This window comes from Kitasatospora sp. NPDC089913, assembly GCF_044748625.1.
Taxonomy (GTDB): Bacteria; Actinomycetota; Actinomycetes; order Streptomycetales; family Streptomycetaceae; genus Kitasatospora.
In genome coordinates, this window is record NZ_JBIVGI010000015.1 from 129,400 (window position 1) to 151,900 (window position 22,501).

Below are 22,501 nucleotides of genomic sequence, written 5' to 3' on the forward strand. Positions count from 1 at the left end.
CCGGGCCGTGAGCACCGTCCAGACCGCCGGACCCGCCGTCCGGGCCCCGGCCGAGCCGCCGCGAAGCTCCTCCGCCGCGCTCAACCGCACCCTCGCCGTCGTCATCACCGGCTCGGTCATGTCCGTGCTCGACATGACGATCGTCAATGTCGCGCTGCGCAGCCTCTCCGAGGAACTCCACGCACCCCTGACGACCGTCCAGTGGACGGCCACCGCCTACACCCTCGCGCTCGCCGCCGTCGTGCCCACCGCCGCCTGGGCGATGGGCCGGTACGGTGCCAGGCGCACCTACCTGACCGCCCTCACCCTCTTCACCCTGGGCTCCCTCCTCGCCGCGTGCGCCTGGGACGTCGGCAGCCTGATCGCCTTCCGGGCCGTCCAGGGACTCGGCGGCGGCCTGCTCACCCCGGTCGGCATGGCCATGGTGATGCGCACCGCCGACCGGGCCCGCCTCGGGCGGGCGATGGCCCTGCTCGGACTGCCCGTCCTGGCCGGCCCGGTGGCCGGCCCCGCTCTCGGCGGCTGGCTGCTCGACACCGCTTCCTGGCACTGGATCTTCCTCGTCAACCTGCCCGTCGGAGCGGTCGCCCTCGTCCTCGCCGCCAGGCTGCTCCGACCCGATCCGCCGCGCCCGGCGACCCCCGCACCGCCGAGGCTCGACGTCCCCGGCCTGCTGCTGCTCTCCCCGGGCCTCGCCCTCCTGCTCTACGGTCTGGCCCGCAGCGGGGACCAGGGCGACGTCACCGCCCCCGGCACCCTCGTGCCCGCCCTCGCCGGTGCGGTGCTCGTGGCCGCCTTCGTCCGCCGCGCCCTGACGGCCGACCACCCGCTGCTCGACCTCCGGCTGCTGCGCCACCGCACCTTCGCCGCCGGTGTCGGCACCCTCGCCCTCTTCACCGGCGGGTACTTCGGATCGATGCTGCTCGCCCCGATGTACTGGCAGGAGGCACGTGGCCTGAGCGCCACGGCGGCCGGACTCCTCGGCGCACCGGTCGGTCTGGCCGTCGGCGTGACCATGCAGGTCGCCTCCCGCCGCATCGACAGGGTCGCGCCGCGCCACCTGGTCCGCCTCGGCATCGCCGTCGGCGCCCTGGGCATGGCCCTGACCGCCCTGCAGACGGGCACCGAGGGCGTGCCGGCCTGGCGGGTCGTCGGCGCGGCGATGCTGATGGGCGTCGGAGCGGGCACGACCCTGATGCCGACGATGACCACCGCCACCCGCGACCTCCCGGACGACCGGCTGGCCGCGGCCAGTACCGCCCTGAGCATCAACTCCCAGGTCTGGGCGTCGGTGGGGACGGCGCTGCTGTCCGTGCTCCTGAGCTCCTGCGGTACGGACCCCGCCGGGTTCCGCGGTACGTACGCGGTCGCCGCGGTCCTCCTCGCCCTGGCGCTGGTCCCCGCCTCCTTCCTCCCGGCCCGCCGCCCCTGACGCCCGCCGGCGGCCGGCCCGAGCGGGCGGCGGGATCAGCCGCGGGTGGTGGGGGCGGCGGTGGAGGCGGCGGCGGCCCGGTTGCGGCGGCGGGCGACCACGACGGCGGCGAGGCCGAGGACGATCGCCATGCCGCCGGTGACGGCGAGCGGGACGTTGCCGGAGCTCGCGCCGGTGCCGGCCAGCCGGGGTCCGGCCGGGTCGCCGTTGTCGGTGCCGGAGGTGCCGGGCGTGCCGGAGGTGGTGGCCGGGGCCGAGGGCGACGCGTCCGGGGAGGCGCTCGTGGTGGGCGTCGCCGTCTCCGTCGCCGTCGGCGAGGCGCTCGTCGACGGGGCGGTGGTGGCCGGGGCCGGCTCGGTGCGGGTGAGCGTGCTGGTGAGCGAGCCCAGCAGCCGGTTGCACCGGTACTTCACGTTGACCGGGCCCACCCCGTACGGAAGCACCTCGGAGGAGCCGGCGACGGTGACGGCGTAGTCCCCGGAGACCGTGCCCGGCTCGTCGGCGAACCTCAGCTCGGCGGTGACCATCTCGTGCGCCGGGACCCGGAAGGAGCCGACGGCGGTCGTCCCGGTGCCGTCGTTCGGCTCGACCGGGGTGAAGGGGCCGCCCTGGATCCTGACCAGGGGCTTGAACGGGGCGCCGCCCTGCGGGCCCTCGATCCGGTAGCTGATCCGGAAGTCGGTCAGCACGGTGTCGCTGCTGTTGTAGAAGGAGAAGGCCAGGTCCTGCGGCGGTCCGCCCCGGACCAGGGTCGCCGCAGTCGGCACGGCGTGGACCGGCATCGTGACCTGGTACTCGGACTCGCAGCCGGCGGGCAGGGTCGAGGTGGCCGAAGGGGTGGCGGTCGCGGTGCCGGGAGCGGGGTCGGTCGGGGTGGCGGTGGCCGGGGGCGTGCCGGTGGCCGACGGCGTCACCGTGGCGGAGGCGGTGGGGGTGGGCCCGCCGGTGCTGGGAGTCGGCGTGGTGGTGGTCGCCGTCGCTCCGGGCGTCGCTCCGGCCGTCGGCCCGGCCGTCGCGCTCGCCGAGGGCGACGCGCTGCCGTCGGCGGCGGTCGCGGGGCTGGTTCCGCCGGCCAGGACGCCGCCGGTCAGCACGAACAGGGTGGCGGTGGCCGCCAGACGGGAAGTGCGCACAGGGGGGCTCCGGTGAGGGTCGGACGAAACCGCTTGCGCATGGGGGACGTTCGAAGGGCCCGCACGGTTGTACGGACCCTTCGGACGTTCCGGCGGTGGTGCGTCAGCTGTGCGCGCCGGCCTTGCGGCGGCGCAGCACGAGCAGCGTCCCGGCACCGGCCGCGAGCACGGCGGCGCCGCCGACGGCGATCGGCAGGGTGTTGGAGCTGGAGCCGGTGTCGGCCAGGTGCGGGCCGCTCACCGCGGACGGCGAGGCGGTCGCCTTGAGGGGGGTGGCGGCGGTGGTGGAGGACTTGTCGGCCACCTTGAAGCCGCCCTCGTAGTAGTTGCCGTACTGGGTGCAGCTGTTCGGCAGGGGGGAAGCGGGCTGGGGGAGGTCCGGCGTGTTGTCGAAGACCTCGGAGCCGCCGCCCACGGTGCCGCCGTAGTCGCCGACGGGGGCGGCGTTGGCGGCGATCCGGAACTGGATGGTGAGCTTCTCGCCCTTGGCGATCCGGTGGGTCCCGGTGTCGATGGCGCGGTCGACCAGTTCGGCCGGCTTCCAGTCCGATCCGGGCAGCCGGAGCTGGACGGTGAAGAAGTCGGTCCGCCAGTCCAGCGGACGCTCGTTCCAGTTGTCGGTGATGTAGATGCTGGACGAGAACCTGGCGAGGTCCACGCCGGTGGTGTTCTCGAAGGTCACCTGGACCTCCTGGGCCGGTCCGCCCTTGACCAGGGTGGTTCCCCAGAGGCCGGTGCCGGTGGCCTTGAGGTTGTGGTTGTCACCCCCGTGGACGCCGCCCTGGCAGCGGTTCGTGAACGTGGGTGCCGGGGTCGTGGGGCGGTTGGTCGGCTTCGGCGAGGTGGTGCTGCCGGGGGTGCCGGTGGCACTGGGCGAAGTGCTCGCGGAGGGCGTGCCGGTGCTCGGGGTGCCGGTGCTCGGGGTGCCGGTCGGGGTCGGCGTGGCGCTCGGGGAGCCGCTCGGGGCCGTCGTCGGGGCTGCCGTGGTCGGGGCGGGGGACGTCGGGGCCGTCGTCGTCGGGGTGGGCGAGATGCCGACGGCGCCGGCGGTGGCCGTGCCGACCGTCGCGCCGAGGGAGAGCGCTATCAGCGTGGACGCGGCCAGAAGGCGGGAAGTGCGCACGGTCTTGGCTCCAGCTTGAGTAAATCTGTCCGAATACGGGCGAGTTGGCGCCTCGGTGTGATCACCGGCGCGTCGCAGGAGCGGCACCATATCGGAGGGTGGGCGAAGCGTCCGGTGCCGGGGCCCGGGAGGCGGTCGGCGACGCCCTACCCTGGCGCGATGGGAGCGGTGGGCGAGTGGGACCTGAGGCGGCTGCGGGTGCTGCGGGCGGTCGACGAGTGCGGGACGGTGACGGCGGCCGCCGAGCGGCTCCGGCTGTCGCCCTCGGCGGTCTCGCAGCAGGTCTCGGCGCTGGCCCGGCAGGTGGGCGCGCCGATGCTGGAGCCCTACGGGCGGCGGGTGCGGCTGACCCCGGCGGCCCGGCTGGTGCTGCGTCACGCGGCGGTGGTCTTCGGACAGCTGGAACGTGCCGAGGCCGAGCTGGCGGGCTATCTGCACGGCGAGGCGGGCGAGGTCAGGGTGGGGGCCTTCGCCACCGCGATCACCGGGCTGCTCGTCCCGGCGGTGTCCCGGCTGCGCGAGGCCGCGCCGAGGCTGACCGTGCGGGTGGTGGAGGCCGAGGCGGCCGAGGCGGTCCGGCTGCTGGCGGCGGGGGACGTCGACCTGGCGCTGTCGCTGGCGGTGGTCGGGCCGGTCGGCCGGGGCTCCGGATTCGTCGAGACGGAACTGCTCAGCGACCCGTTGGACGTCGCGCTGCCACCGGGCCACCCGCTGGCCGGGACACCGGGGCTGCGGCTCGCGGACCTCGCGGCGGAGCCCTGGATCTACGGCGCGGCCGGGCCCTGGCGGGAGATCACCGCGGCGGCCTGCGCCCGGGCGGGCTTCACCCCGGAGCGGGCGCACACCGCCGCGGACTGGACGGCGATCCTGGCGATGGTGGCGGCCGGGCTGGGGGTGGCGCTGGTGCCGCGGCTGGCCTCGGCCGGGCGGGGCGGCTCGGCGGTCGTCCGGGCGCTGCCGGCGGACCTGCCGACCCGCCGGGTGGTGGCGGCGGTCCGGGCGGGCACGGAGCGGACGCCCCCGCTGCGCCGGGTGCTGGCGGAGCTGACGGCCGTCGCCAGGACCCTTCAGTCGGACTGAACGGTTTGCTCATTTCTTTGTGATGGACCTGACGGGTGACCCGGGGCGAGGGTGGAGGCATGACCACCGAACGGATCTCGGGCCCCCGTCCCGACCAGCTGTCCGACGCCTACGCCCCGCCGTACGGGGGCGGCAACCCCTACGCCGACTACCGCACCGCCGAGTTCCCCTTCACCGGCCTGGTGGACCTCGCCGACCGCCGGCTCGGCGGCGCGGTCCTCGCCGCCAACGACGAGCTGTTCGCCGAGCGGGAGAACCTGCTGCTGCCGGGCGCGGCCGAGTTCCGCCCGCACACCTTCGGCAACAAGGGCCAGATCATGGACGGTTGGGAGACCCGGCGGCGGCGCGGCACCGGCGCCGGACACCCGCACCCGACCGTCGAGGACCACGACTGGGCCCTGATCCGGCTGGGCGTGCCGGGAGTCGTGCACGGCGTGGTCGTCGACACCGCGCACTTCCGCGGCAACTTCCCGCTGCAGATCGGCGTCGAGGGTGCCGAACTCCCGGGAACCCCGGGCCCGGAGGAGCTGCTGGCCCCCGAGACCGAGTGGCACCCGCTGGTGCCCCGTTCGCCGGTGCGCGGCCACGCCGCCAACGGCTTCGCCGTCGAAGGGGGCCGCCGGTTCACACATCTGAGGCTCAGTCAGTTCCCCGACGGCGGCATCGCGCGCTTCCGGGTGCACGGCGAGGCCCGTCCGGATCCGGCCTGGCTGACCGCGCTCGGCACCTTCGACCTGGCCGCGGTCGAGCACGGAGGCGCCGTCGAGGACGCCTCGGACCGCTTCTTCTCCTCCCCGGTCAACCTCGCCCTGCCCGGCAAGTCCGGTGCGATGGGCGACGGTTGGGAGAACCGGCGGCGCCGCGACGACGGCCACGACTGGGTCCGGCTGCGGCTGGCCGGGCGGGGCGCGATCCGGGCCGTGGAGATCGACACCGGCTACTACGTCGGCAACGCGGCCGGCTGGGCGGCGCTGTCGGGCCGGGACGAGCAGGGCGCCGATCCCGAGGCGTGGTTCGAACTGGTGCCGCGCACCCGGCTCCAGCCGGACGCCGTGCACCGGCTGGTGGTCGACGCGCCGCGTCCGGCCACCCACGTCCGGCTGGACGTCTTCCCGGACGGCGGGATCGCCCGGCTGCGGCTGTACGGCGGGCTGGTCTGATCCGGTGCCGCCGGGCCGGTCGGTGCGGGCCGGGGTGAGCCGGTGGCGCCGGACGCCCGGCGGCTCCCGCTCCGTTTGCCGGGTCCGGCGGCCCGCCGGACGATGGGGGCATGATGCACCAGATGCGGGCCGAGTTCGGCGCCGGCGGCGCGTCCGCCGGGGTGCGGCTGTGGCACATGGTCCGAGGCGGCGAGGACGCGGCGATGTGCGGCCGGGAGATCGACGCGGCGGCACCCGCCCGGGAGGCGACGGACTGGGGGCACACCCCCGAGCTCTGCTGCCACACCTGCGGCGCGTACGTCCTGAGGGAGTCCCCCTACCTGGGGGACGAGCACCGGCCGGGACCGCCCGGCGGCCAGCCGGAAGCCGGCTGGCCCACGGGCTGACCGGGGCGGCGGCGCGGTCGCGGGCGGGCCGGGGCTACCGTGGGCGCCATGGACAAGTCCCTGGTGCGGCCGCGCTCGCTCGTCCGTGAGGCCGCCTCGCTGCGGGCCGGCGTGCCGACCCCGGCCGTCCACGTCGACCGGCTCTGCGCCCGGATCGAGCAGGTGGACCCGCTGATCCACGCCTTCGTCCCCGAACCCGGCCGCGCCGACCGGCTGCAGGCCGAGGCCCGGGCGCTGGTGGCCCGCCACCCGGACCCGGCGCAGGCGCCGCCGCTGTACGGGGTGGCGGTCGGGATCAAGGACATCGTGCACGTCGACGGGCTGCCCACGCACGGCGGTTCGCTGCTTCCGCCGGGCGTCCTGGCCGGGCCGCAGGCCGCCGTGGTGGACCGGCTGCGGGCGGCCGGCGCGCTGGTCGCCGGCAAGACCGTGACCGCCGAGTTCGCCGGCAGTGCGCCCGGCCGGACCCGCAATCCGCACCGCCCCGAACACACCCCGGGCGGTTCCAGCAGCGGTTCGGCGGCGGCGGTCGCGGCCGGACTGGTGCCGCTGGCGATCGGCACCCAGACGATCGGCTCCGTGATCCGCCCGGCCGCCTACTGCGGTGTGGTGGGCTTCCGGCCGACCTTCGGACGGATCCCGACGGCGGGCGTGATCCCCAACGCGCCGAGCTTCGACACCGTGGGCCTGTTCACCGCCGATCTGGCGGGCGCCGCGCTGGCCGCCCCGTTGCTGTGCGACGACTGGGACCACGCGGCCGGGCCGGGCGGGGCGGCGAACGGCGGGGCGTGGGCGGACGGCGCGCCGGTGCTCGGCGTTCCGGTGGGCCCGTACCTGGACCGGGCCGGGCCGGCGGCGCGGCAGGCGTTCGACCGCCAGCTGGCCCTGCTGGCCGCGCGCGGGCTGACGGTACGCAGGCTCGATCTGCTGCCCGACTTCGACGAGTTGGAGCGGCAGGCGCAGACGGTCAACCGCTTCGAGATGGCGGCGAGCCACACGGACTGGTTCGCCCGCTTCGGTGAGCTGTACCGGCCGGAGACGGTGGCGAGCATCCGGCACGGGCGGACCGTCGACCCGGCCGACCGCGCGGCCGCGCTGCGCGCCCGGACGGCGTTCCGGGAGCGGCTCGCCGAGCGGCGGCACCGGGCCGGGGTGGACCTGCTGCTGGCGCCCTCGGCCACCGGCCCGGCCCCGCTCGGGCTGGACAGCACCGGCAGCGCGGTGATGTCACTGCCCTGGAGCTATGCCGGCCTGCCCGCGCTCAGCCTGCCGGCCGGGGTGACGGCGGCGGGCCTGCCGCTCGGCCTCCAGGTGGTCGGCGAGGCCGGGGCGGACGAGCGGCTGCTGGCCCTGGCGGCGGTCCTGGAGCGGGTGCTGGACGGCTCCTGAGCCGGGAGCGCCCGGGCGAACGCGAGAGCCCCGGCCTCGCGCGCCCCGGCCTCGTGGGCCCCGGCCTCGCGCGCCCCGGCCTCGTGGGCCCGGCCTCGCCGGGCCTCAGGCACTGAAGGCGGGCCCGTCCGGGTCGGTGGCGTCCGAGCGCAGCCGGCGCAGCACGGCACGGTGGGCCCGGTCGTACGGGGTGTCGTCGTCGAACAGCAGGGCCTGCGGGTTGGCGTTCTCCAGCAGGGCGATCAGGGTGAAGGCGATGTCCTCCGGGTCGGCGTCGGGCCGCAGTTCGCCGGTGCCGACGGCCTCCTCGACCAGGCCGAGCACGGTGGCGTGCCACTCCCGCCAGTTGGCGGCGAGCACGTCGCGCAGCGGGCCCGGCCGGGCGTCGTACTCGGCGTTGACCTCGTAGAAGAAGCAGCCGCCGGGGAAGACCCGGGCGCGCGAGTAGGCCAGCCAGGACTCGCAGAGCAGCCGGACCTTGCGCAGGCCGGGAGGCTCGTCCCGGACCGGTGCGAGCACCGCGTCGGCGAAGATCCGGCGGGCCGCCCGCACGGTGGCGAGCTGGAGCTCCTCCTTGGAGCCGAAGCCGGCGAAGACCCCGCTCTTGCTGAGGCCGAGGTCGGTGGCGAGCCGGCCGATCGACAGCGCGTCCAGCCCTTCGACCGAGGCGATCGCGACGGCCCGGCGCAGGACCGTCCGCCGGGTCTCCTCGCCGCGCAGTACCCGTCCGTCCGTGGTCGATCCGGCCACCGCTCACCCCAGTCCTCCGGCCGTTCCCCGGCCTCTCCGTCGTGCGGCCAGGGTAGCGGGGAGCGTCCGTCGACCTGAAAACAGCACGAACGATCGTGCTAATATCTTGCCGAGTTCGGCTCTCTTGCCCCTCGGCACCCACAGGAGTTCCGCATGGACCCGGCCGTCGCACTGATCCGCACCACCCTGAACACCGCCTCGCTGGCCGCCCCCGGGCTCGCCGGCCGGGCCGCCTTCGGGCTCTACCGCCACCCCTTCCGCCGCAGCCGGGTCCGCCCCGGCGAGCACGAGGTCCACGACCGGGCCGTCACCGGGACGATCCGGCACGGGGACGCGCGGGTGGCCGTCTACTCCTGGGGCGACGGTGCCCGGCCCGTCCTGCTGATGCACGGCTGGCGCTCCCGGGCCTCCCGCTTCGCGCACCTGGTGCCCCGGCTGCGCGCGCTCGGCCTGACCGCGGTCGGCTACGACGCCCCCGGGCACGGCGACTCCGGCGGGCGCACCGCCACCGTGCTGGACCACCGGGCCCTCGCCCTGCGGCTCCAGGAGCGGTACGGCGACTTCGAGGCGGTGGTAGCCCATTCGCTGGGCGTCAACGCGGCCTTCCTGGCGCTGCGCGAGGGCCTGCGGGCGGAGCGGCTGGTCGCCTTCTCCGGCGCATCCGAGCTCTCCTGGCTGCCGACCGCGTTCTGCGACCGGCTGGGGCTGAACGCCACCGTGGAGCGGGAGTTGCGCCGCCGGGAGGCCGGCGGCGCGATGTTCCCCGGGGTGGCGGACATCCGCACCCACTTCGACGCGGCCCGCGAGCCCGGGGAGATCGCGCTCCCGATCCTGGTCGCGCACGACGAGGACGACGACGTGGTCCCGTTCTCGCACGCCCGCCGGCTCCGGGCGGCGTACGGGGAGCGGCTGGAACTGGTGGCCACCCGGGGGCTCGGCCACCGCCGGATCCTCGTCGAGCCGACCGTGCTGGACCAGGTGACGGGCTTCCTGGCGGCCGGGGCGCACCCCGGCGGCCGGACCGTCGACGGGCCGGGGGAGGCGGTGGGAGCGGTATGAGGATCGTCGAACTGCACGCCCGTGCACTGGAGTTGGCGACCACTGTGGTCGGCACCGTGCAACCGGAGCAGCTGGTGCTGGCGACCCCGTGCGCCGGGTGGCCGCTGCGGCGGCTGCTGGAGCACGAGGTGGGGCAGCACCGGGGCTTCGCCGCGGCCGCCCTCGGCGCCGGGGCGGACCGCGCGCGCTGGCGCGACGTCCCGGTCCACGGCGACCCGGCGGGCGCGTTCCGGCGGTCGGCGGAGCGGCTGACCGCCGCGTTCGCCACCGCCGGCGCGGCGGCGGAACCCGCTGCGCTGCACCTGCCGGAGATCGGCGACGGCGGGCCGTTCCCGTTCGACCGGGCGGTCGGCTTCCACCTGCTCGACACCCTGGTGCACGCCTGGGACGTGGCGGCCGCGCTGGGCTCGCCGGCCCGGCTGGTGGCGGCGGTGCAGGCCGAACCGCCGCTGGTCGGGGCGCTGCTCACGGTGGCCGGGGCGGTTCCGGCCAGCGCGGGGGCGCGGGGGCCCGGGCAGGCGTTCGGTCCCGTCCGGGCGCTACCGGACCGTACCGGGCCGTTCGACCGCGTGCTCGCCCTGCTCGGCCGCGACCCGTCCTGGTCGGCGGCCGGCCGCTGACCGCGCGCTGATCGCCGGCCGCGCGCTGACCGCCGGCCGCGTCACCGGGTCGGCCGTCAGTCGTCAGCCGTCAGCGGTCGGCGTCGCGCCGCTCGTCGGGGAAGCGCGGGCCGCCGATCAGGAACAGCAGGGTGGCGGTCGGGAAGCCGATCGTCGCCGCCAACAGCACGATGAACTGCCAGAACATCTCTCGCTCCTCGCCCTCGTCAGCGCCGGGGGCGGGGATCCCCCGAAGGTGGTCCCAAACCCGGACGGCCCTGATTGGCCGAAATGTCCACTCGTGCTCCGACGGTATGGCCGGATCACCCGCGCTGCCACCGGGAGCGCGCGGCGCGGCGCGTGCACGGGTCTGGGCGCGCGCCGCACCCGGCGCGCACACTGTCGGGATGCAGGTACAGCTCGCATGGGAAGCACGGCGGCCCGACCGCGAGAGCGAGGACTTCGCGGCGGCCACCTCCGAGGCGCTCGTCCTCCTCGACGGCTCGAGTTCGCCGACCGGACTCGAGTCCGGGTGCCGCCACGGCACCGCCTGGTACGTCCGCAGACTCGGGGTCCACCTGCTGGCCCGGCTCACCGACCGCCCGGACCGTTCGATCGCCGAGTGCCTGGCCGACGCCATCGCGGAGACGGCCGCCCTGCACGGCGGCCGCTGCGACCTGGCCCACCCCAACACGCCCGCCGCGATGGTGGTCGCCGCCCGTCGGCACGGCGCCTCGCTGGAGTACCTGGTGCTCGGCGACTCCCTGCTGGTGCTGGAACCGGCCGACGGTCCGCCCCGGGTGATCGGCGACAACCAGCGCTTCCCCGGCGGGGAGGAACTGCGCCGGCAGGTCTGGTCGACGGTGCCCGGCTCCGCCGAACGGGCCGCCCTGCACCTGGAGTACACGCTGGCCGTCCGCGCCGTCCGGAACTCCGGCACCGGCCCCTGGATCGCCGCCGCCAGCCCGAAGGCCGCCGCCCACGCCGAGACCGGCTTCGTCCCCCTGGCCGGACTGCGCGCGGTGGCCGCCCTCTCCGACGGCGCGGCCCGCTTCACCGACCGCTTCGGCCTCGGCAGCTGGGGCGACGCCCTGCGCCTGCTCGGCGAGTCCGGCCCCGCCGAACTCATCGCCCAGGTCCGCGCGGTCGAACGCGCCGACGCCGGCTGCGAACGCTGGCCCCGGGGCAAGGCCCACGACGACGCCTCGGCCCTCTACGCCCGGCTCTGACACCGGGGGCACGTACGGGGCGCCCCGGCTGCCGAGGTCGGAGCGGTCGGACGGTCGTCGCCGGAGCGGTCGGACGGCCGTCGCCGCAGCGGTCCGACGGTCGAGGACGCGGGAAGGCCCTCCCACGCGGTCGGCCCCTCCCGGCCGTCCCTCGGAGCGGGCCCCGAACAGCCGATGCCCGGGGCCCGCTCCGCCGTGTCACCGATCCTGCGGGGGAAGTCCCCGCGTCCGGCCGGGCACCCCCACGGACGACCGCCCCTGACCCGCGGGGCGGCCGCCCTCACGGGTGGGCTCCGGGGCCTGCCGGGGCCGAAGGCGCGGGTGGCAGGAGGGCGGGGTCGCCGTGGTGGCCGGGGTGCCGCCAGGAGAGGAGCCAGACGGCCGTGAGCAGAGTGCCGACGCCTGCCAGGGCCATCGCGCCGCCGGTGCCGGTCGCGGCCGCGACCGCGCCGAAGCAGACGGGGCCGATGCCCTGCAGAGTCATGTTGCCCGAGCCGAGCAGGCCGAAGGCCTGACCCTGGCCGTGCGGCGGGAGGACCGCCAGGAACTCCCGCTGCAGGCCGAGGCCGTAGGCGAAGCCGCAGCCGGTGCAGAGCAGCAGTGCCGCTGCGAGCAGGCGGTCCGGCTCGGTGGCGAAGCCGATCAGGGGCGCGCCCATCAGCGCGACCAGCGGCACCACCAGGCGCTCGCGCGCGAGGGGCCGGAGGAGGCGGCCGACCAGCAGGTCGCCGAGGAGCATGCCGACCGGCAGGCAGGCCAGCAGGATCGCGTAGGAGCCCGGGGGGAATCCGCGGGTGCCCGTGTAGGCGACGACCAGCCCCTCCGCGCCCGTGACGAAGGCGCTCGGCAGCCACTGGGCGAGCAGCAGCCGGCGCACGGCACGGTCGCGCAGCAGGGCGCCGGAGCCGCGCAGGCTGTCCCGCACCGTGCCGGCGCTCGCGTCGCCCCGGTCCTCCCGCTCGACCGGAACGCGCGGCATCCGCAACCGGACGGCCGCCGCGCACACCAGGTTCAGCGCCGCACCGAGCGCCAGCGCCTGCCGCGGACCCAGGGCCTCGACGACCACGCCGCCGAGTCCCAGGCCGAACAGCTGGGCTCCGCTGGAGGCCATGGTGTTGAGGGAGCGTCCGAGCACGTACGCGTCACCGTGCAGCCAGTGGGCCACCAGGCGCGCCGAGGCGCCGTTGAACACCGGTGCGGCGAGGGCGGCGAGGGCGACCAGGGCCAGGCCGGCCGCGGTCGGCAACCGGCCCAGGGCGAGCAGTGCCGCCACCGCGCCCTCCAGTACGAAGCCGCCGACGATCAGCGCCCGGGGCGGCAGGCGGTCGGCCAGCGAGCCGAGGAGCAGCGAGCCGAACAGCTGGGGGAGGAAGCCTGCCCCGAAGGCGACGGCGCTGAGCAACGCGGAGCCGGTGCCGCTGAAGACCAGCACGGAGAAGGTGGTGATCCGCAGCGAGCCGGCCGTGATGCCGACCACACGCGTCAGGAAGAGCAGTCGGAACCGCGGCTCGGCCAGAACCTCGCGGTAGGTCGTACGTCGCGCGGCGGACCGCGCCGGAGAACTCGGGGGAGCCGTCGTCATGCGAGGAGCCTCCGGTCGGGGGCCGGTGTTCCGCGAATGATTCGCCCCAGGACGTAAGGTCGGCCCGGCGCGGTCTACCGTGGAGGCGTGCTCCGCTTCACCGCCACCGCCGAGGACCTGTTGCGAAGCCGCTTCGCGCTCTCACCGGCGTTCGAGCTCTGCGGGTTGCTGCGCCGCCTCGACGGCGGGAACGCCCGGCTGCCGGGCGGGTGGGCGGCGCGTCTCGCGCCCGCCTTCGCGCGCCTCCGCCGCGAGACCGCGCTGGACGCCGTGCTGGCGCTGCAGACCGGTTCCGCGGGAGCCAACTTCGTCGCCCCGCCGCCGCGCGGTCTCGCCCAGACCTGGGCCGACGACCTGGCGGCCGTCCGGGCCACCCCGCTCCCGGTCGCACGGGACGAGATCGACCGGTTGGGACGGCAGGCTCCGGTCCGCGACCCGCGCGTGCGCGCGCTGCTGGATTCGGACGAGGTGGTCGACCTGGTCGGTGACGCGCTCGACCGGGCCTGGAACGACCTGTTGGCGCCCGACTGGCCGCGGTTGCGGGCGATCTGCGAGCGCGACGTGGTGCACCGCGTCGGTGTGATCGGCGAGCGCGGCTGGCGGGAGGCGGTCGAGGGCCTGGACCGGGGACTGGTGTGGAGCGGGCACAGCCTCCTGGTGCCGTTGCACTCCGAGGACGCGGTGGTCGACCTCTCGGGGGAGGGGCTGCTGATGGTTCCCTCGGTACTGGTCCGTCCGGGCGTGGCGGCGTTCTACGACGAGCCCTGGCCGAAGGCGCTCGTGTACCGGGCGCGCGGCACCTCGGCGCTCCGGGAGCGGCCCGCGCCCGGCCCGGACGCGCGGGCCGCGCTCGCCGCCCTGCTCGGGCGTTCCCGGGCGCGACTGCTGGCGGAGCTGGGGACGCCCGCCGGCACCAGTCAGCTGGCCCGCAGCCTCGGCATGGCCCCGGGCGCGGTCGGGGACCACCTCGCCGTCCTGCGGGCGTCCGGGCTGCTGGCCCGGGCGCGCTCCGGCCGCGCGGTGCTGTACCGGCGCACCGCGCTGGGTGACGCGCTGGTCGAGGGTTCCGCGGCGGAGCTCTGACGGCCGGCCGGCCGGGCCCGGCCGGGGCCGCGGTGCGGCTGCTGCCGACGGACCGGCCCGGACACGGGAGAGCCCGGACACGGGAGGGCCCGGACGCGGGAGAGCCCGGACCGTTCCCGGTCCGGGCCCTCGCCGCTGTGCCCGCGGTGGCTCAGTGGCCGTCGGCGGGGACGGTGCCGAGGCGGCCGGCCTGGAAGTCCTCCATGGCCTGCTGGAGCTCGCGGTGGCTGTTCATCACGAACGGGCCGTAGTGGGCGACGGGTTCGCGGATGGGGAGGCCACCGAGGAGGACGACCTCGAAGTTGGGGTCGCGGGAGTCCTGCTTCTCGTCGGCGCGGACGGTGATCGAGTCGCCGTCGCCGAAGACGACGGCCTGGCCGCGGTGGAAGGGCCGGTGCTCGGTGCCGGCCGAGCCGTTGCCGGCGAGACCGTAGGCGAGGGCGTTGAAGTCGGAGCGCCAGGGCAGGGTGAGCTCGGCGCCGGGGCTGATCGAGGCGTGGATCATGGTGATCGGCGTGTGGGTGGCGCCGGGGCCCTGGTGGCCGTCCAGCTCGCCGGCGATGACGCGGAGCAGGGCGCCGCCGTCCCCGGTGCTGAGGAGCTTGACGCTGCCGCCGCGGATGTCCTGGTACTTCGGGGCGATCATCTTGTCCGAGGCGGGCAGGTTCACCCACAGCTGGAGGCCGTGGAAGAGGCCGCCGGACCGCACCAGGGACTCCGGCGGGGTCTCGATGTGCAGCAGGCCGGAGCCCGCCGTCATCCACTGGGTGTCGCCGTCGGTGATGGTGCCGCCGCCGCCGTGCGAGTCCCGGTGGATGAACGTCCCGTCGATGATGTAGGTGACCGTCTCGAAGCCGCGGTGCGGGTGCCAGGGGGTCCCCTTGGGCTCGCCGGCCGCGTAGTCCACCTCGCCCATCTGGTCCATCATGATGAACGGGTCCAGGTACTTCTGGTTGATCTTGGCGAAGGCGCGGCGGACCGGGAAGCCCTCGCCCTCGAAGCCCTCGGGGGCGGTGGCCACCGTGAGGACCGGCCGGGCGCTCGTGACGGCGGGGTCCGGGGTGGTGACGCGCGGGAGGGTCAGCGGGTTGTCGACGGTCACGGCGGGCATGTCGGCCTCCTTCGGGGGATGTTCCTCTGGCCTACGTCCACGAGATTAGTTCAATCCTCAACTAGAAGCAAGTTGAATTTTGAACCATTTGGGTGCGGGTGGCCGGACGGCGGGGCCGGGCGGCCCCCGGCCCATCGTCGGTCAGCCGTACATCCGGCGCATGGTGAAGTCGACCATCTGCTCGACCGCCTTGGCGTCGAACACCATCCGGTGCTCGCCCTCCATGTCCAGCGCGAAGCCGTAGCCGGTCGGCAGCAGGTCGAGGACCTCGGCGCCGGTCACGGTGAAGTACTTGGACTCCTTGCCCGCGTAGCGCCGCAGCTCCTTGAGCGAGCTGAACATCGGGATCACCGGCGTCGGCGTGTTGTGCAGCGCCAGGAAGCCCGGCCGTTCGCCGCGCGGGCAGTGCACCTTGGAGGTGATGAAGATGGCCTGGAAGTCCTCCACCGCCATCGAGCCGGTGGTGAAGGCCCGGACGGCGTCCGCCAGGGACGGCGGCGAGGGCTCCGGGTAGAGCGACTGCTGCGCTCCCGGTGGCTGCTCGCCGTACGGGCCGGGGTTGGGCATGCCGTTCATGCCCGGCTGCGGCCCCGCCTGCTGGTAGGGATCGCCCGGGTATGCGTTCTGGTCATAGCCGTACACACGGACAGGCTATCGGGAGCGCGGCCACCCGTGCGGGCGTCGATCCTGACAAGGAGTGGCCGCCCCGGCTTGTGGGACGTGACCACGTTCATAGCGGAATCCACGAGGGATTCACCGGCTGGGGCTTGAAACAAGTTACCGCTGGGTAGCATCATGAGGCCTACTGGTGGGTACGGGGCGCCCGAACGCGGCGGTCTCCCGGAAGCGACGAACCGGAGAAAACGGCCATGGGTCACTACAAGTCCAACCTGCGGGACGTGGAGTTCAACCTCTTCGAGGTGTTCGGCCGCGAGCAGGTGTACGGCACCGGACCGTTCGCGGACATGGACGTCGAGACCGCGAAGAACATCCTGAGCGAGATCGCGCGCCTGGCCGAGAACGACCTCGCCGCGTCCTTCACCGACACCGACCGCAACCCGCCGGTGTTCGACCCCGAGACCAACACCGCGCCGGTCCCGGCTTCCTTCCGGAAGAGCTACCAGGCGTACATGGACGCCGAGTGGTGGCGTCTGGGCATCCCGGAGTCGATCGGCGGCCAGGTCACCCCGAGCTCGCTGATCTGGGCCTTCGCGGAGCAGATCCTCGGCTCCAACCCGGCCGTCTGGATGTACTCCTCCGGCCCGGCCTTCGCCGGCGTCGTCGCCGAGGAGGGCACCGAGGAGCAGCTGAAGGTCGCCCAGCGGATGACCGACCGCCTGTGGGGCTCCACCATGGTCCTGACCGAGCCGGACGCCGGCTCGGACGTCGGCGCCGGCCGCACCAAGGCGATCAAGCAGGAGGACGGCTCCTGGCACATCGAGGGCGTGAAGCGCTTCATCACCTCGGGCGAGCACGACATGTCCGAGAACATCATCCACCTGGTGCTGGCCCGCCCCGAGGGCGGCAAGCCGGGCACCAAGGGCCTGGGCCTGTTCATCGTCCCCAAGTTCGACTTCGACTGGGAGACCGGCGAGCTGGGCGAGCGCAACGGCGCCTACGCCACCAACGTCGAGCACAAGATGGGCCTCAAGGCCTCGAACACCTGCGAGATGACCTTCGGCGCCAAGCACCCGGCCAAGGGCTGGCTGCTGGGCGAGAAGGTCGACGGCATCCGCCAGATGTTCAAGATCATCGAGTTCGCCCGGATGATGGTCGGCACGAAGGCCATCGCCACCCTCTCCACCGGCTACCTGAACGCGCTGGAGTACGCCAAGGAGCGCGTGCAGGGCGCGGACATCTCGCAGTTCCTGGACAAGACCGCCCCGCGCGTCACCATCACCCACCACCCGGACGTCCGCCGCTCGCTGCTGACCCAGAAGGCGTACGCCGAGGGCATGCGCGCCCTGGTGCTCTACACCGCGTCCGTCCAGGACGACATGATGGCCGCCAAGCTGCGCGGCGAGCACGACGGCGCCGCCGAGCGCCTCAACGACCTGCTCCTGCCGATCGTCAAGGGCTACGGCTCGGAGAAGTCCTACGAGCAGCTCGCCCAGTCCCTGCAGACCTTCGGCGGCTCCGGCTACCTGCAGGAGTACCCGATCGAGCAGTACATCCGGGACGCCAAGATCGACACCCTCTACGAGGGCACCACGGCCATCCAGGGCCAGGACTTCTTCTTCCGCAAGATCGTCAAGGACGGCGGCCAGGCACTCACCGCGCTGTCCGAGCAGATCCAGAAGTTCCTCGGCTCCGCCGAGGGCGGCGACGCCCTGGCCGCCGAGCGCGAGCTGCTCGCCAAGGCCGCCGGCGACCTGGAGGCCGTCGTCGGCAAGCTGCTCGCCGACCTCTCCTCGGTCGAGCAGGACGTCAAGAACATGTACAAGGTGGGCCTCAACACCACCCGCCTGCTGATGATCTCCGGCGACGTCGTGGTCGGCTGGCTGCTGCTGCGCCAGGCCGCGGTGGCGCTGGCCAAGCTGGAGGCCGGCGCCTCGGAGAAGGACGTGCCGTTCTACCAGGGCAAGGTCGCGGCCGCCCGCTTCTTCGCCAAGAACATCCTGCCGACCGTCGCCGCGCAGCGCCTGATCGCCGAGGGCATCGACAACGAGATCATGGACCTGGCGGAGGGGGCGTTCTGACGCCGCCCGCACCGACTGCCTGACCCCACCCTCACACCGAAGGGCCCGGTTCCACGACCGGGCCCTTCGGTGTCCCCGCGGTCGTCCTGCGGCTGTCCTGCGGCTGTCCTGCGGCTGTCCGGCGGCCGTCCTGCGGCCGTTCTTCGGCCGTCCGCCCGCGCCCGGCGGGCCGTCAGATCCCGTCAGTTCACGTTTCTGTCTGCGTTCTGCATCCGTTGGGATGCTCCGAGTGTCATGTCCGTGTACGGGCATATGCTCAAGGTGCGAAGCCGATTCCCATTCGGCCTCGGCCCTCCCTCGACCCAGGAGCAGCATGTCGACCGCCGCCCGCCAGGCCTTCTTCGACCGGACGCACACCGATGACCTGATCGCCTTCCTCGGCACCTCGCCATCGCCCTACCACGCGGTCGCGAGCGCCGCCGAGCGGCTGGAGAAAGCCGGTTTCCGGCAGGTACTGGAAACGGACGCCTGGGACGGTGTGGCCGGCGGCCGGTACGTCGTCCGCGGCGGCGCGCTGATCGCCTGGTACGTGCCGGCCGGCGCGGGCCCGGAGACACCGTTCCGCGTGGTGGGCACCCATACCGACTCCCCCAACCTGAGGGTCAAGCCGATCCCCGACACCGGGACGGCGGGCTGGCGGCAGGTCGCGGTGGAGATCTACGGCGGTGTCCCGCTCAACACCTGGCTCGACCGGGACCTCGGCCTCTCCGGGCGGATCACCCTGCGCGACGGCAGCCGGCGGCTGGTCCAGCTGGACGAGCCGCTGCTGCGGGTGCCGCAGCTGGCGATCCACCTGGACCGCCAGGTCAACGACGGCATGAAGCTCGACAAGCAGCGCCACCTGACCCCCATCTGGGGCCTCGGGCCGGTCGACGAGGGCGCGCTGATCGAGTACGTCGCCGAGCGCGCCGGGGTCGACCCGGCCGAGGTGAGCGGCTGGGACCTCATGACCCACGACGTCCAGCCCGCCTCGTACCTGGGCCGGGACCGCGAGCTGCTGGCCGGTCCGCGACTGGACAACCTGCTCTCCGTGCACGCCGCCACCGCCGCGCTCGCCGCCGTGGCCACCGCGGCCGAGACGGAGGGCGCGGACCTGCCGTACATCCCGGTGCTGGCCGCCTTCGACCACGAGGAGACCGGCAGCGAGTCGGACACCGGCGCGCAGAGCCCGCTGCTCGGCAACGTCCTGGAGCGCAGCGTGTACGCGCGCGGCGGCGGCCTGGAGGACCGGGCCCGGGCGCTGGCCGGCACCGTCTGCCTGTCCTCCGACATGGGCCACGCCGTCCACCCGAACTACAGCGAGCGGCACGAGCCGGGCCACCACCCGATGCCGAACGCCGGGCCGATCCTGAAGGTCAACGTCAACAACCGGTACGCCACCGACGGCGTGGGCCGGGCGGTGTTCACCGCGGCCTGCGAGAAGGCCGGCGTGCCGTGGCAGACCTTCGTCTCCAACAACGCCATGCCCTGCGGGACGACGATCGGCCCGATCACCGCGGCCCGCCTCGGCATCCAGACCGTGGACTGCGGCATCGCCGCGCTGTCCATGCACTCGGCCCGCGAGCTGTGCGGCGCGGAGGACCCGTACCTGCTGGCGAGCGCGATCAAGGCGTTCCTGGAGGGCTGAGCCCCTCCCCCGGCACGCGGAAGGGCCCGGCGAGCGGACGCTCGCCGGGCCCTTCCGCACGGGGCGGGGTCCGCGACTACTCCATGCCCGCCAGGACCAGCGGCAGCCGGCGCGCGCCGTCGGCGGTGAGCCGCACCGGCACGCCCCAGTCCTGCTGGTGGACGTGGCAGGCCGGGTACTCGATCGCCGGGTCGTCGTCGCAGGACGCCGCCATCGCCGAGACGTGCAGCACGCCCTCGGTCACCTCGGCGGAGAGCACCAGCTCACGGGAGAGCGCGGAGTCCGCGCCCGCCCCGGAGACCAGCAGCTCGGGCGGGGTGGCGCTGACCAGCAGCCGGGTGGACGGGCCGTAGCGCTCGTCCAGCTTCTGGCCGGTCGGCGCCCGGAACACCACGTCCAGTTGCAGGACGCCGGGCGCCACCTCGGTCGCGGCCCGCCGGGTGCGGTGCGCCACCGCCTCCACCCGGACCGCCTCCTCGGGCAGCCGCAGCCGGGTCAGCCGGTGCCGGGCGGACTCGACCACCACGATGTCCTGGTCCACCAGCACCGCGCCGGAGGGCTCGCGCAGATCGGTGGCCAGCGTGCTGACCTCGCCGCTCGCCGGGTCGTAGCGGCGCAGCGCGTGGTTGTAGGTGTCGCTGACGGCCACCGAGCCGTCCGGCAGCACGGTGACGCCCAGCGGGTGCTGGAGCAGCGCCTGCTCGGCCGCGCCGTCCCGGTGCCCGAAGTCGAACAGGCCGGTGCCGACGGCGCTGTGCACCTCCTTGGTTTCACGTGAAACCCAGCGCAGCGAGGAGGTCTCGGAGTCCGCGACCCAGAGCCGCTCGCCGTCCGCCGACACCGCCAGACCGGAGGGCTGGGCGAACCAGGCCTCGGCGGCGGGGCCGTCGACCAGGCCCTCGTTGGTGGTGCCGGCCGCGACGCCGACCGTGCCGGCGGCCGGGTCGTACGCCCACAGCTGGTGCACGCCGGCCATCGCGATCCAGACCCGGCCGTCGAACCAGGCGACGTCCCAGGGCGAGGAGAGGTCGACCTCGCGGGCCGCGCCCTCGGTCGCCGAGCCCTGCCACCACTGCCGGCCGGTGCCGGCCAGGGTGGTCACCTCGCCGTCCGACAGCCGGACGCCGCGCAGCGCGTGGTTGACGGTGTCGGCGACGATCACGTCGTACTCGGAGCCGGCCGGGAGCAGCGCGAGCCCCTGCGGCTCGCTGAACCGCGGGCTGGTGCCGTCCACCAGGCCGCGCACGCCGTCACCGATCCGGCGGACCACGGTCTCGCCGTCCGCCTCCAGCTCGACCAGCGAGTGGTGCCCGGAGTCGGCCACCAGGAAGTGGCCGTCCGGCAGCCGGACCGCCTTGCCCGGGAACTTCAGGTCCCCGGCGGTCGGCTCGGGCGCCACGTACGGGCCGTCGCCGCGCCGCAGCGTCCCCTTCGCCGCGTGCTCCGCCTCCAGCTCCTCGACCAGCCGGGCGATCGCGTGCGCGTGCCCCTCGCCGGCGTGCTGGGCGACCACGTACCCCTCGGGGTCGATCACCACCAGCGTCGGCCAGGCCCGCACCGCGTACTGCTTCCAGGTGACCAGCTCCGGGTCGTCCAGCACGGGGTGGTGCACCTCGTACCGCTCGACCGCGTCCACCACCGCCCGGTGGTCGGCCTCGTGCACGAACTTGGGGGAGTGCACGCCGACGATCACCACGGTGTCGCGGTGCTTCTCCTCCAGCTCCCGCAACTCGTCGAGGACGTGCAGACAGTTGATGCAGCAGAAGGTCCAGAAGTCCAGGACGGTGATCTTGCCCCGGAAGTCGGCGAGCGTGAGCTCCTTGCCGCCGGTGTTGAGCCAACCGCCTGCCCCGACCAGCTCGGGGGCGCGTACACGTGCACGGGATGCCATGAGGCAATCAAACAGCACCGCGGCGCCCCGCATTCCGGACGGGGCGGGCTCAGGATGCGGAGCGCGGCCTGCGCTGGTGCTTGCCCGCCTTGTAGGCGTCGACCGACTTCCGTGACGAACGCCAGACTCCGTCCTTTCCCTGCGCGGCGTTCAGACGGCCGCGCTGCGCCGCCTGGCGGAGGGCCGCGAGGGAGAGCTCCGCGTCGACGAGCGCGGCCAGCGGCACCATGCGGGCGGGACCGGCCACGTTGGGGACGATGAACCGGTTGAGATTGTCCTCCATCGCCCGCGCGACGAGTTCTCCGAGGGCCCCGCAGTCGCCGGCGTCAGCTCTGCGGAGCGCGGCCAGGTAGGCCTCCCGCTGGCGCTTGAGAATGATGATCGGCGGATAGCCGAGCCGCACGAGAACGAGGTTCATGACGAGGCGGCCGGTTCGGCCGTTGCCGTCGAGGAACGGGTGGATGCGTTCGAAACCGTTGTGGATCCGGGCCAGCTCCTCCGGCAAGGGGCGTCCGAGATCCTGCCGCGACTCGATTCGTCGGCCGAGGTCGCAGACGTCGGCCACCCACTGCTCGGCCTGCGCCGGCACCAGTGGCCAGGGGGGCGGTGTCATTCCCTCGGAGAAGGGGGCGATGTCGTGCTCGCGGAAGTTGCCGGGCCCCTCACGGTCTCCCGCCCCGGGATGCGGCGCGACGTTCCAGACCGGGGTCATGGCCACGTGGTGGACGTGGCGGATCTCCCCGAGGGTGACGAGGCGGCCGTCGTGCCAGGAGTCCGGTTCCAGCGCCTGGCCGTAGACCCAGCGCGCGGCGTCGGCGTAACCCTGGACCTCGTTGTACTCGCTGAGCGGTTTCGCCCCGACGGCCCGGCCTTGGTCCAGGAGCGCCTGGACCTCGCGGAGCACCAGGGTGTTGCCCTCAAGGGCGGTGGAGTGGTGCGCCTCCTCGTGCCAGATGTCGTCCCAGATCTCCCGGGCCTCCCTGGGACTGGGGAGCCCGCCGAAGCGCTCGTTCAACTCGGCCAGCGCTCCGCTGAGCCGGTTGTAGACAGTGCTGCGGCTGGGCCTGCCTCGTCCGGCCACCGGTGCTCCTTCCCCGGAGTTGATACACGCTCGGAATAGCCAATTGAACTTATCAACTTCAGCGAGGTGGGGGTCCGGATCCCGCTG

19 protein-coding genes are annotated in these 22,501 nt (G+C 74.5%); 11 read left to right on the forward strand and 8 right to left on the reverse strand.

The features are described 5' to 3' along the window. Positions 1 to 7 precede the first annotated feature (7 nt). A complete protein-coding gene (locus tag ACIPYS_RS23120) occupies positions 8 to 1,432 on the forward strand; it encodes a DHA2 family efflux MFS transporter permease subunit (RefSeq protein WP_400748919.1) in 1,425 nt (474 codons plus the stop codon). Between the two features lie 35 nt (positions 1,433 to 1,467). On the opposite strand, the gene ACIPYS_RS23125 is transcribed toward ACIPYS_RS23120, so the two are convergent. Next, a complete protein-coding gene (locus tag ACIPYS_RS23125; RefSeq protein WP_400748922.1) occupies positions 1,468 to 2,565 on the reverse strand; it encodes a hypothetical protein in 1,098 nt (365 codons plus the stop codon). Positions 2,566 to 2,668: 103 nt separating this feature from the next. Further along, a complete protein-coding gene (locus ACIPYS_RS23130; RefSeq protein WP_400748925.1) occupies positions 2,669 to 3,688 on the reverse strand; it encodes an LAETG motif-containing sortase-dependent surface protein in 1,020 nt (339 codons plus the stop codon). 168 nt (positions 3,689 to 3,856) lie between these two features. Here ACIPYS_RS23130 and ACIPYS_RS23135 point away from each other — a divergent pair, with 168 nt between their 5' ends. The 4 genes from ACIPYS_RS23135 to ACIPYS_RS23150 all read left to right on the forward strand — a co-directional run bounded on the left by ACIPYS_RS23135 (position 3,857) and on the right by ACIPYS_RS23150 (position 7,703). After that, the gene (locus tag ACIPYS_RS23135) at positions 3,857 to 4,768 is read left to right on the forward strand and encodes a LysR family transcriptional regulator (protein ID WP_400749078.1); all 912 of its coding nucleotides are present in this window, start codon (positions 3,857 to 3,859) and stop codon (positions 4,766 to 4,768) included. A gap of 59 nt (positions 4,769 to 4,827) precedes the next feature. Further along, positions 4,828 to 5,928 (forward strand): allantoicase, encoded by a 1,101-nt coding sequence (gene alc, locus ACIPYS_RS23140; RefSeq protein WP_093861309.1) that lies wholly within the window; start codon positions 4,828 to 4,830, stop codon positions 5,926 to 5,928. A gap of 110 nt (positions 5,929 to 6,038) precedes the next feature. After that, the gene (locus tag ACIPYS_RS23145) at positions 6,039 to 6,314 is read left to right on the forward strand and encodes a hypothetical protein (RefSeq protein ID WP_093861310.1); all 276 of its coding nucleotides are present in this window, start codon (positions 6,039 to 6,041) and stop codon (positions 6,312 to 6,314) included. A gap of 48 nt (positions 6,315 to 6,362) precedes the next feature. Then, on the forward strand, positions 6,363 to 7,703 hold the full coding sequence (locus ACIPYS_RS23150; RefSeq protein ID WP_400748930.1) for an amidase: 1,341 nt from the start codon (positions 6,363 to 6,365) through the stop codon (positions 7,701 to 7,703). 105 nt (positions 7,704 to 7,808) lie between these two features. On the opposite strand, the gene ACIPYS_RS23155 is transcribed toward ACIPYS_RS23150, so the two are convergent. Further along, on the reverse strand, positions 7,809 to 8,453 hold the full coding sequence (locus tag ACIPYS_RS23155; RefSeq protein ID WP_093861312.1) for a TetR/AcrR family transcriptional regulator: 645 nt from the start codon (positions 8,451 to 8,453) through the stop codon (positions 7,809 to 7,811). Between the two features lie 153 nt (positions 8,454 to 8,606). Between ACIPYS_RS23155 and ACIPYS_RS23160 the strand changes: the two genes are divergently transcribed. The 3 genes from ACIPYS_RS23160 (at position 8,607) to ACIPYS_RS23170 (ending at position 11,340) form a co-directional block, all read left to right on the forward strand. Continuing rightward, on the forward strand, positions 8,607 to 9,512 hold the full coding sequence (locus ACIPYS_RS23160) for an alpha/beta hydrolase (RefSeq protein ID WP_400748934.1): 906 nt from the start codon (positions 8,607 to 8,609) through the stop codon (positions 9,510 to 9,512). Continuing rightward, positions 9,509 to 10,132, forward strand: coding sequence for a TIGR03086 family metal-binding protein (locus ACIPYS_RS23165; RefSeq protein WP_400748937.1), 624 nt, complete (start codon positions 9,509 to 9,511; stop codon positions 10,130 to 10,132). The genes ACIPYS_RS23160 and ACIPYS_RS23165 overlap by 4 nt, the downstream gene beginning before the upstream one ends. Before the next feature lie 386 nt (positions 10,133 to 10,518). Then, a complete protein-coding gene (locus tag ACIPYS_RS23170; RefSeq protein ID WP_400748940.1) occupies positions 10,519 to 11,340 on the forward strand; it encodes an integrase in 822 nt (273 codons plus the stop codon). Between the two features lie 280 nt (positions 11,341 to 11,620). Here the strand turns inward: ACIPYS_RS23170 and ACIPYS_RS23175 are convergent, their stop codons facing one another. After that, complete coding sequence (locus ACIPYS_RS23175) at positions 11,621 to 12,922, reverse strand: MFS transporter (RefSeq protein ID WP_400748943.1); 1,302 nt, start codon at positions 12,920 to 12,922, stop codon at positions 11,621 to 11,623. Positions 12,923 to 13,009: 87 nt separating this feature from the next. On the opposite strand from ACIPYS_RS23175, the gene ACIPYS_RS23180 reads away from it, so the two are divergent. Then, a complete protein-coding gene (locus tag ACIPYS_RS23180) occupies positions 13,010 to 14,005 on the forward strand; it encodes a helix-turn-helix transcriptional regulator (RefSeq protein WP_093861317.1) in 996 nt (331 codons plus the stop codon). A gap of 151 nt (positions 14,006 to 14,156) precedes the next feature. Here ACIPYS_RS23180 and ACIPYS_RS23185 read toward each other — a convergent pair whose 3' ends face one another. Both ACIPYS_RS23185 and ACIPYS_RS23190 read right to left on the reverse strand, forming a co-directional pair. Continuing rightward, entirely contained in the window at positions 14,157 to 15,116 is a 960-nt protein-coding gene (locus ACIPYS_RS23185; protein ID WP_093861318.1) for a pirin family protein, read from the reverse strand. A 141-nt stretch (positions 15,117 to 15,257) separates the two neighbouring features. After that, a complete protein-coding gene (locus ACIPYS_RS23190; RefSeq protein ID WP_400748947.1) occupies positions 15,258 to 15,758 on the reverse strand; it encodes an SseB family protein in 501 nt (166 codons plus the stop codon). 227 nt (positions 15,759 to 15,985) lie between these two features. Between ACIPYS_RS23190 and ACIPYS_RS23195 the strand changes: the two genes are divergently transcribed. Next, entirely contained in the window at positions 15,986 to 17,815 is a 1,830-nt protein-coding gene (locus ACIPYS_RS23195; protein ID WP_093861319.1) for an acyl-CoA dehydrogenase, read from the forward strand. Between the two features lie 313 nt (positions 17,816 to 18,128). Then, positions 18,129 to 19,442: a M18 family aminopeptidase gene (locus ACIPYS_RS23200; protein WP_093861320.1), complete on the forward strand. Its 1,314-nt coding sequence runs from the start codon at positions 18,129 to 18,131 to the stop codon at positions 19,440 to 19,442. A gap of 76 nt (positions 19,443 to 19,518) precedes the next feature. Here the strand turns inward: ACIPYS_RS23200 and ACIPYS_RS23205 are convergent, their stop codons facing one another. Together ACIPYS_RS23205 and ACIPYS_RS23210 are read right to left on the reverse strand one after the other, a co-directional pair. Then, on the reverse strand, positions 19,519 to 21,333 hold the full coding sequence (locus ACIPYS_RS23205) for an NHL domain-containing thioredoxin family protein (RefSeq protein ID WP_400748951.1): 1,815 nt from the start codon (positions 21,331 to 21,333) through the stop codon (positions 19,519 to 19,521). A gap of 49 nt (positions 21,334 to 21,382) precedes the next feature. Continuing rightward, on the reverse strand, positions 21,383 to 22,414 hold the full coding sequence (locus ACIPYS_RS23210) for a Fic family protein (RefSeq protein WP_400748954.1): 1,032 nt from the start codon (positions 22,412 to 22,414) through the stop codon (positions 21,383 to 21,385). Positions 22,415 to 22,501: the final 87 nt, after the last annotated feature.

Excerpts from the sequence above, each read along its gene's own strand:
- alc (WP_093861309.1), top strand. The coding sequence starts at position 4,828 with ATGACCACCGAACGGATCTCGGGCCCCCGTCCCGACCAGCTGTCCGAC.
- ACIPYS_RS23145 (WP_093861310.1), top strand. The coding sequence starts at position 6,039 with ATGATGCACCAGATGCGGGCCGAGTTCGGCGCCGGCGGCGCGTCCGCC.
- ACIPYS_RS23150 (WP_400748930.1), top strand. The coding sequence starts at position 6,363 with ATGGACAAGTCCCTGGTGCGGCCGCGCTCGCTCGTCCGTGAGGCCGCC.
- ACIPYS_RS23160 (WP_400748934.1), top strand. The coding sequence starts at position 8,607 with ATGGACCCGGCCGTCGCACTGATCCGCACCACCCTGAACACCGCCTCG.
- ACIPYS_RS23165 (WP_400748937.1), top strand. The coding sequence starts at position 9,509 with ATGAGGATCGTCGAACTGCACGCCCGTGCACTGGAGTTGGCGACCACT.
- ACIPYS_RS23170 (WP_400748940.1), top strand. The coding sequence starts at position 10,519 with ATGCAGGTACAGCTCGCATGGGAAGCACGGCGGCCCGACCGCGAGAGC.
- ACIPYS_RS23175 (WP_400748943.1), bottom strand. The coding sequence starts at position 12,922 with ATGACGACGGCTCCCCCGAGTTCTCCGGCGCGGTCCGCCGCGCGACGT.
- ACIPYS_RS23185 (WP_093861318.1), bottom strand. The coding sequence starts at position 15,116 with ATGCCCGCCGTGACCGTCGACAACCCGCTGACCCTCCCGCGCGTCACC.
- ACIPYS_RS23195 (WP_093861319.1), top strand. The coding sequence starts at position 15,986 with ATGGGTCACTACAAGTCCAACCTGCGGGACGTGGAGTTCAACCTCTTC.
- ACIPYS_RS23200 (WP_093861320.1), top strand. The coding sequence starts at position 18,129 with ATGTCGACCGCCGCCCGCCAGGCCTTCTTCGACCGGACGCACACCGAT.
- ACIPYS_RS23205 (WP_400748951.1), bottom strand. The coding sequence starts at position 21,333 with ATGGCATCCCGTGCACGTGTACGCGCCCCCGAGCTGGTCGGGGCAGGC.